This window comes from Roseateles sp. (assembly GCF_044373315.1).
Classification (GTDB): Bacteria; Pseudomonadota; Gammaproteobacteria; order Burkholderiales; family Burkholderiaceae_C; genus JACDQM01.
On sequence record NZ_JBILQK010000143.1, the window covers coordinates 1 to 5,959 of the forward strand.

Below are 5,959 nucleotides of genomic sequence, written 5' to 3' on the forward strand. Positions count from 1 at the left end.
CGCGCGCGGAACGCCACCGAGGCCGACCAGTCGGGGGCCGCCAGCGGCTGCGGAAGCACGGATTCGAGTCGGGTGAGCAGCGCCTCGGCGCGCTCGATCAGATGTTCAAGGGCAGACATGCCCGCAGTCTAAAAGACCTCGGCGACCTCAGACCGCCAGCATGCGCAAAGCCGCTTCCAGCTGTTCGCTGGGCAGACGCTTGAAGCCCGAGCGGGCATAGCGCTGCAGCCGCCCCAGGATGAAGCACACCATCACCGAGGCCTGCGCGTTGGCTTCGACGGTCGGCGTGGTGGAGCCGCGCGCTTCGGCGGCCGTGCGCAGCGACTGGCGCAGCGCCGATTCGATGCGATCGAAGAATTGGTTCATGCGCGTGGTCAGGCGTTCGTTCTCGAACACCAGTGCATCGCCCACCATCACGCGCGTCATGCCAGGGTTGCGCTCACCGAACTGCAGCACCACCGCAACGATGCGTTGCGCCTGTGCCATGCCCGAAGTCTCACGCTCAGAAATCTGCTTGAGCAGCGTGAAGACGCTGCTCTCGATGAACTCGATCAGGCCCTCGAACATCTGGGCCTTACTGGCGAAGTGCCGGTACAGCGCTGCTTCGCTGACTTCCAGCTTGGCAGCCAGCGCGGCAGTTGTGACGCGCTCGCTGCCCGGCTGTTCGAGCATGGTGGCCAGGGTTTGCAGGATCTGCACACGCCGCTCACCAGGGCGGGGGCGCTTGCGAGGTGCCACCACCACGGCATCCGCGGGCGCGGCTTGCAGCGAGCTGTCCGTCAGATCGGGCGGGGATGCGTGCATTGAGGGTGCAGGGCTGAGGGCTTGCGGCGATTCTGGCACAGGGCAATGACAGCCCGGAGCGCCGCCACCCGAGCACTCAGTCGCGCAACCAACCCAGGCGGCGGGCCTCGTAGATGGCCTCGACCTTGGAGCGCACTTGCAGCTTGCGGTAGATGCGCTTCACATAGGTCATCACCGTGTGCGGCGACACCTGCATGAACTGCGCAATCTCATCAAAGGTGAATCCTTTGGCGGCCAGGTGCAGCACCCGTGATTCCTGCTCTGACAAGGCCACCGCCGATTCATCCTCCGCCAGCGGCACGGTTCCCGTGCCGCCCTGCCCGGCGCCAGGCGCAAGGCGCATCAACAGACGCCTGGCGATCAGGGGGCTGATCGGGCTGCCGCCATTGCGCAAGGCACGCAGTTGATCGGCCAGATCAAGCGCCAAGGAATCCTTCAGCAGATAGCCGGTGGCACCCGCCTCGATGCTGGAAAGCACATGCTGCTCGTCGCCGAACACCGAGATCACCATCACATCGCACTGCGGGCGGGTCTGCGCGGCATGCCGGATCAGCTCGATACCGCTGCCACCGGGTAGGTCGAGATCAACCAGCAGCACATCAGGCTGGGTTTGATCGAAAAGCTTGCGTCCCTGCGGCAGGTCGGGCGCAATGCCGAGTAGCTTGATATCGGGAACACTGCTCAGGGCCAGGGTGAAAGCATCACGAAATCGGATCTGGTCTTCGACAATCAGTACTGAGAAATCGGGCATAAGTCAGCTGGCCATGGAGGCCGCGCCATTCTGCTTGTGCGCGGCATGCGCAACAAGCAGCGTTGACCCGAAGTTGCTGGACTGTGGCGCCAACACCCTTGTTCAAGCAGATTCAGGCCAATGGCCGGCGCAAAAGCTCGGGCAATCCGTGTACACGCCGATCGACATAGGCGGGACGGCGCCCCAGCCGGGCTTCAGCGCCGGCGACGCGGCTGGCCTGCCGGACCCAGCGCTGCACCCAGATGGTGCGCATGCCCACGGCGCGTGCCGACTTCTGATGCATCAAGGTGTCCTCCACCAGCACGCAGCGGCCTGGGGATACCTTCAGCTGCGCGCTCAACCAGCGCAGCATCCTGGCATCCGGCTTGGGACGATGCTGGCCGAACATCCGCATCTGCTCAAAACCGATCACGGCCTCGAACTCACCCAGCAGCCCCAGGTGCCCGAGCACCCGCAGCGCGTAGGCCAGGGGCGCATTGGTCAACACGAACTTGCGCCCCGGCAGGCGCCGCAGCGCGGCAAGGTCATGGGCATGCCCGTGAAGGCTGTCCTCCAGCCCGGGCAGACGGTGCGTCTCGGCCAGGAAATGATGCACGTCCACCCCGTGGTGGCGGCTCAAGCCCAGCAGCGTGGCCCCGTAGCGATGCCAGTAACGCGCGCGTAGCGCGTCGGCCTCAGCGCGGACCAGGCCCAGATGCTCGACGATGTACTCGCTCATCGAGACGTTCAAGGCCTTGAATGCGTGATGCGAGGCGTTGTGCAGCGTGTTGTCGAGGTCGAACAGCCAGACCGTCCGTGAGTTCAGCTTCACGGCACCCCCCCACCCTGGCGATCACGACACACGGCACGCGCATCCGGCCTCCGTGAGACCGGATCATCGATAGTCCTCGCTACGCTCAGACGCGGCACGAACATCCGGCCTCAGTGAGACCGGATCATCGTGCCGTAGGCCTGGTCGCTCAGGATCTCCAGCAGCATGGCATGCGGCACACGGCCGTCGATGATGTGCACCGCATTGACGCCGCTCTTGGCCGCGTCAATGGCGCCGGCGATCTTGGGGATCATGCCGCCGCTGATGGTGCCGTCCGCCACCAGCTCGTCGATGCGGCGCGGCGTCAGCTCGGTCAGCAGCTGGCCGTCCTTGTCCAGCACGCCGCGGATATTGGTCAGCATCAGCAGCTTCTCTGCGCGCAGCACCGTGGCCAGCTTGGCCGCCACCACATCGGCATTGATGTTGTAGCTCTCGTTGTGCTCGCCGAAGCCGATGGGGCTGACCACGGGGATGAACTGGTCGTCCTGCAGGGCCTTCACCACGCTGGGGTCGATCGAGACGATGTCGCCCACCTGGCCGATATCGTGTTCCTTGCTCGGATCGTCTTTATCCTGCACCTTGAGCTTCTTGGCGCGGATCATGCCGCCATCGCGGCCGGTCAGGCCCACGGCCTTGCCACCGGCGGCATTGATCAGGCCGACCACATCCTGCTGCACCTCACCGGCCAGCACCCACTCGACCACGTCCATGGTCTCGGCATCGGTGACGCGCATGCCCTGGATGAACTCGCCCTTCTTGCCCAGCTTGCTTAGCAGGCCCTCAATCTGCGGACCGCCGCCGTGCACCACCACCGGGTTCAGGCCCACTAGCTTGAGCAGAACCACGTCTTCGGCAAAGTCCTTCTGCAGCTCCGGGTCGGTCATGGCATTGCCACCGTACTTGATGACGATGGTCTTGCCGTGGAACTTGCGGATATAGGGCAGCGCCTGGGACAGGATCTCGGCCTTCTCGCGCGCAGTGATGTGGCCGATGTCGGTGGCGTTGGATGCAGGCTCGGATTTCATGGTGGGCAGCGTCGGTCGGCTAAAGGTTCAAGGGGCACAGTCTCGCGCCGATTGTAGGGTGGCGCTGCAGCCCATACCGCCGTTACGACGCTATGTCGCACGGGGCCCAGCAGCGCGTCGAATCGCCGCAGAATCGCGCCTCACCTCTTTCAGACAACCCTCAATCCAGAACACAAGGAGCCTGACCCGATGTCCAAGCTGACTGCTTTTCTGAGCGGCTGCACTGCCACCGCGACCGCCATCATCGCCATCACCTTGTTGACCGGGGCCAAGGCGCCACCGGCCAAATTTGAGGAGATCGATGTCGGCCGCATCAATGTGCGCGAGCCGGACGGCACGCTGCGCATGGTCATCTCCAACCGCGCGCAGTTCCCTGGCGCGCCCTGGAAGGGCCAGGAAATCCCTCGCCCGGACCGGCGCAGCTTCGCCGGCATGCTGTTCGTCAACGATGAGGGTACGGAAAGCGGCGGCCTGATCCAGAAAGGTAGCGTCGGCCTCAATGGCAAGCCCGACGCAGGCCTGAGCCTGACCTTCGACCGCTTCCGGCAGGACCAGGTGCTGCAGCTCCTGCACGCCGAGCAAGGGGGGCAAGCCATGACGCACCTGCAGATCAACGACGAGCCCTCGCATGAGCTCATGGACGTCAAGCAACGCATGGAACGCTTTGACGAAATCGACCGGATGAAGCCGCCCGAGCGCCGCCAAGCCATGCAGGAGATGCGTGAGAAAGGCTTGATGCCTGCCAATCGCGTGCGCCTGGGCACCACACGTGACAAGGCCTCGGCCCTGTCGCTGGCGGATGCCCAAGGCCGCACCCGCATGCTGCTGATCGTCAGCGCTGACGGCAAGCCCAGCATCCAGATGCTGGACGAGCAAGGCAAGGTCGCCAAGACCATCGGCTTGGACACGCCCTAAGCCTGGCTGAGTGGGAGGTGACAATGCGGCCATGCAAGTCAGTTCCTACCTGAAGCTCTCGGTGGCCGTGGCCATCGCGACGATTGCGCTGAAAACAGCCGCCTGGTGGTGGACGGGCTCAGTCAGCCTGCTGTCCGACGCGCTCGAGTCCCTGGTCAACCTGGCCGGCGCGATGTTCGCGCTGGCCATGGTCACCATCGCCGCCCGGCCGCCTGACGAGGACCACCCCTACGGGCACCACAAGGCAGAGTACTTTTCCAGCGGCTTTGAAGGTGTACTGATTTTTGCTGCGGCCATCGCCATCATCTGGGCCGCAGTCCATCGCTTCATGGACCCGCAGCCGGTCGAGTCGCTGGGCATCGGCATGACCTTGTCCATCATCAGCTCGGCACTCAACGGCGGCCTGGCCTGGGCCATGCTGAAAAAGGCCCGCGAACACCGCTCCCTGGCCCTGGAGGCCGACGCCCGCCACCTGTTCACCGATGTCTGGACCTCTGCCGGCGTGGTGGCCGGCCTGATCGGCGTGATGCTGACCGGCTGGCTGTGGCTGGACCCGCTGCTGGCCATCCTGGTGGCGCTGAACATCCTGCGCGAGGGCTACCACCTGATGCATGCCGCCTCGCAGGGCCTGATGGACCAGGCTCTGGATCAGGACACCCAAGCCTCGATCAAGAAGGTGCTCGACGAGTTCACGCACCCGACCATCCGCTTCGACCATATCACCACCCGCATGGCCGGCCAGCGCCGCTATGTGGACCTGCACATGCACATGCCACCGGGCTGGAGCCTGGGCCGCGCCGCGGCCTTGCGCACCTCGGTGGAGCAAGCCCTGATGAGCGCGGTGCCGGGCCTGCGCGCCAGCATCCAGCTGCTGCCGATGGATGTCGAAGCGCACTTCGACGACCCGAAGGATCTGCTGTGATCGGCCTGCTGCAACGCGTCAAGCAGGCCCGCGTCGACGTGGCCGGTCAGACCATCGGCCAGATCGGCCCGGGCCTGCTGCTGCTGGTCTGCGCCGAGCCAGGCGACAGTGAGACCCAGGCCGACAAGCTGCTAGCCAAGATCCTCAAGCTGCGCATCTTCAGCGACGAGGCCGGCAAGATGAATCGCAGCCTGCAGGACATCGGCGGCGGCCTGCTGGTCGTCTCGCAGTTCACGCTGGCCGCCGATGTCAGCGGCGGCAACCGCCCCAGCTTCAGCGGCGCGGCGCCGGCCGATCAGGGCCGCAGGCTCTACGACTACCTGTTGCAGCGCGCCCGCGAGCAGCACCACCAGGTCGCCAGCGGTGAGTTCGGCGCCGACATGCAGGTCAGCCTGGTCAACGACGGCCCGGTGACCATCCCCCTCCGCATCGATTGAGACTGAGGAGCCTGCAATGAGCTCGATGATCCGCTACGCCACCCTGGGCAGCAACGACCGCCTGCGCGCCAAGGCCTTCTATGACGCGGTGCTGGCGCCGCTGGGGCTCAAAGCCCTGCATGTTGACGAGAGCTTCGTGGGCTACGGCCCGGCCAGTGGCGATGGCACGTCCCAGCTCTACCTCTGCCAGCCCTTCAACGGCGAGCCCGCCAGCTTCGGCAACGGCACGATGCTGGCGCTGAATGCCGACACGCGGGCCGCAGTGGATGCCGCACATGCGGCCGCATTGGCGGC

At 65.3% G+C, this 5,959-nt stretch carries 7 protein-coding genes and 2 pseudogenes; 4 read left to right on the forward strand and 5 right to left on the reverse strand.

Translation table 11 applies throughout. The features are described from left to right. The 5 genes and pseudogenes from ACIQ67_RS18850 to argB all read right to left on the reverse strand — a co-directional run. Positions 1–119: pseudogene (locus ACIQ67_RS18850) on the reverse strand (AAA family ATPase); the annotation flags it as partial. 28 nt (positions 120–147) lie between these two features. After that, on the reverse strand, positions 148–804 hold the full coding sequence (gene slmA / locus ACIQ67_RS18855) for a nucleoid occlusion factor SlmA (RefSeq protein ID WP_397535917.1): 657 nt from the start codon (positions 802–804) through the stop codon (positions 148–150). Between the two features lie 76 nt (positions 805–880). Then, positions 881–1,555, reverse strand: a complete 675-nt coding sequence (locus ACIQ67_RS18860) for a response regulator (protein ID WP_397535918.1) — start codon at positions 1,553–1,555, stop codon at positions 881–883. Positions 1,556–1,667: 112 nt separating this feature from the next. Next, the gene (locus tag ACIQ67_RS18865) at positions 1,668–2,366 is read right to left on the reverse strand and encodes an HAD-IA family hydrolase (protein ID WP_397535919.1); all 699 of its coding nucleotides are present in this window, start codon (positions 2,364–2,366) and stop codon (positions 1,668–1,670) included. A 110-nt stretch (positions 2,367–2,476) separates the two neighbouring features. Continuing rightward, the gene (gene argB, locus ACIQ67_RS18870; RefSeq protein ID WP_397535920.1) at positions 2,477–3,391 is read right to left on the reverse strand and encodes an acetylglutamate kinase; all 915 of its coding nucleotides are present in this window, start codon (positions 3,389–3,391) and stop codon (positions 2,477–2,479) included. A 189-nt stretch (positions 3,392–3,580) separates the two neighbouring features. On the opposite strand from argB, the gene ACIQ67_RS18875 reads away from it, so the two are divergent. The 4 genes and pseudogenes from ACIQ67_RS18875 to ACIQ67_RS18890 form a co-directional block, all read left to right on the forward strand. Beyond that, positions 3,581–4,306, forward strand: a complete 726-nt coding sequence (locus ACIQ67_RS18875) for a hypothetical protein (protein WP_397535921.1) — start codon at positions 3,581–3,583, stop codon at positions 4,304–4,306. Positions 4,307–4,337: 31 nt separating this feature from the next. Continuing rightward, complete coding sequence (locus ACIQ67_RS18880) at positions 4,338–5,228, forward strand: cation diffusion facilitator family transporter (protein ID WP_397535922.1); 891 nt, start codon at positions 4,338–4,340, stop codon at positions 5,226–5,228. Continuing rightward, positions 5,225–5,665: a D-aminoacyl-tRNA deacylase gene (gene dtd, locus ACIQ67_RS18885; protein ID WP_397535923.1), complete on the forward strand. Its 441-nt coding sequence runs from the start codon at positions 5,225–5,227 to the stop codon at positions 5,663–5,665. The genes ACIQ67_RS18880 and dtd overlap by 4 nt, the downstream gene beginning before the upstream one ends. Before the next feature lie 16 nt (positions 5,666–5,681). After that, positions 5,682–5,959: pseudogene (locus ACIQ67_RS18890) on the forward strand (VOC family protein); the annotation flags it as partial.

Excerpts from the sequence above, each read along its gene's own strand:
- slmA (WP_397535917.1), bottom strand. The coding sequence starts at position 804 with ATGCACGCATCCCCGCCCGATCTGACGGACAGCTCGCTGCAAGCCGCG.
- ACIQ67_RS18860 (WP_397535918.1), bottom strand. The coding sequence starts at position 1,555 with ATGCCCGATTTCTCAGTACTGATTGTCGAAGACCAGATCCGATTTCGT.
- argB (WP_397535920.1), bottom strand. The coding sequence starts at position 3,391 with ATGAAATCCGAGCCTGCATCCAACGCCACCGACATCGGCCACATCACT.
- ACIQ67_RS18875 (WP_397535921.1), top strand. The coding sequence starts at position 3,581 with ATGTCCAAGCTGACTGCTTTTCTGAGCGGCTGCACTGCCACCGCGACC.
- ACIQ67_RS18880 (WP_397535922.1), top strand. The coding sequence starts at position 4,338 with ATGCAAGTCAGTTCCTACCTGAAGCTCTCGGTGGCCGTGGCCATCGCG.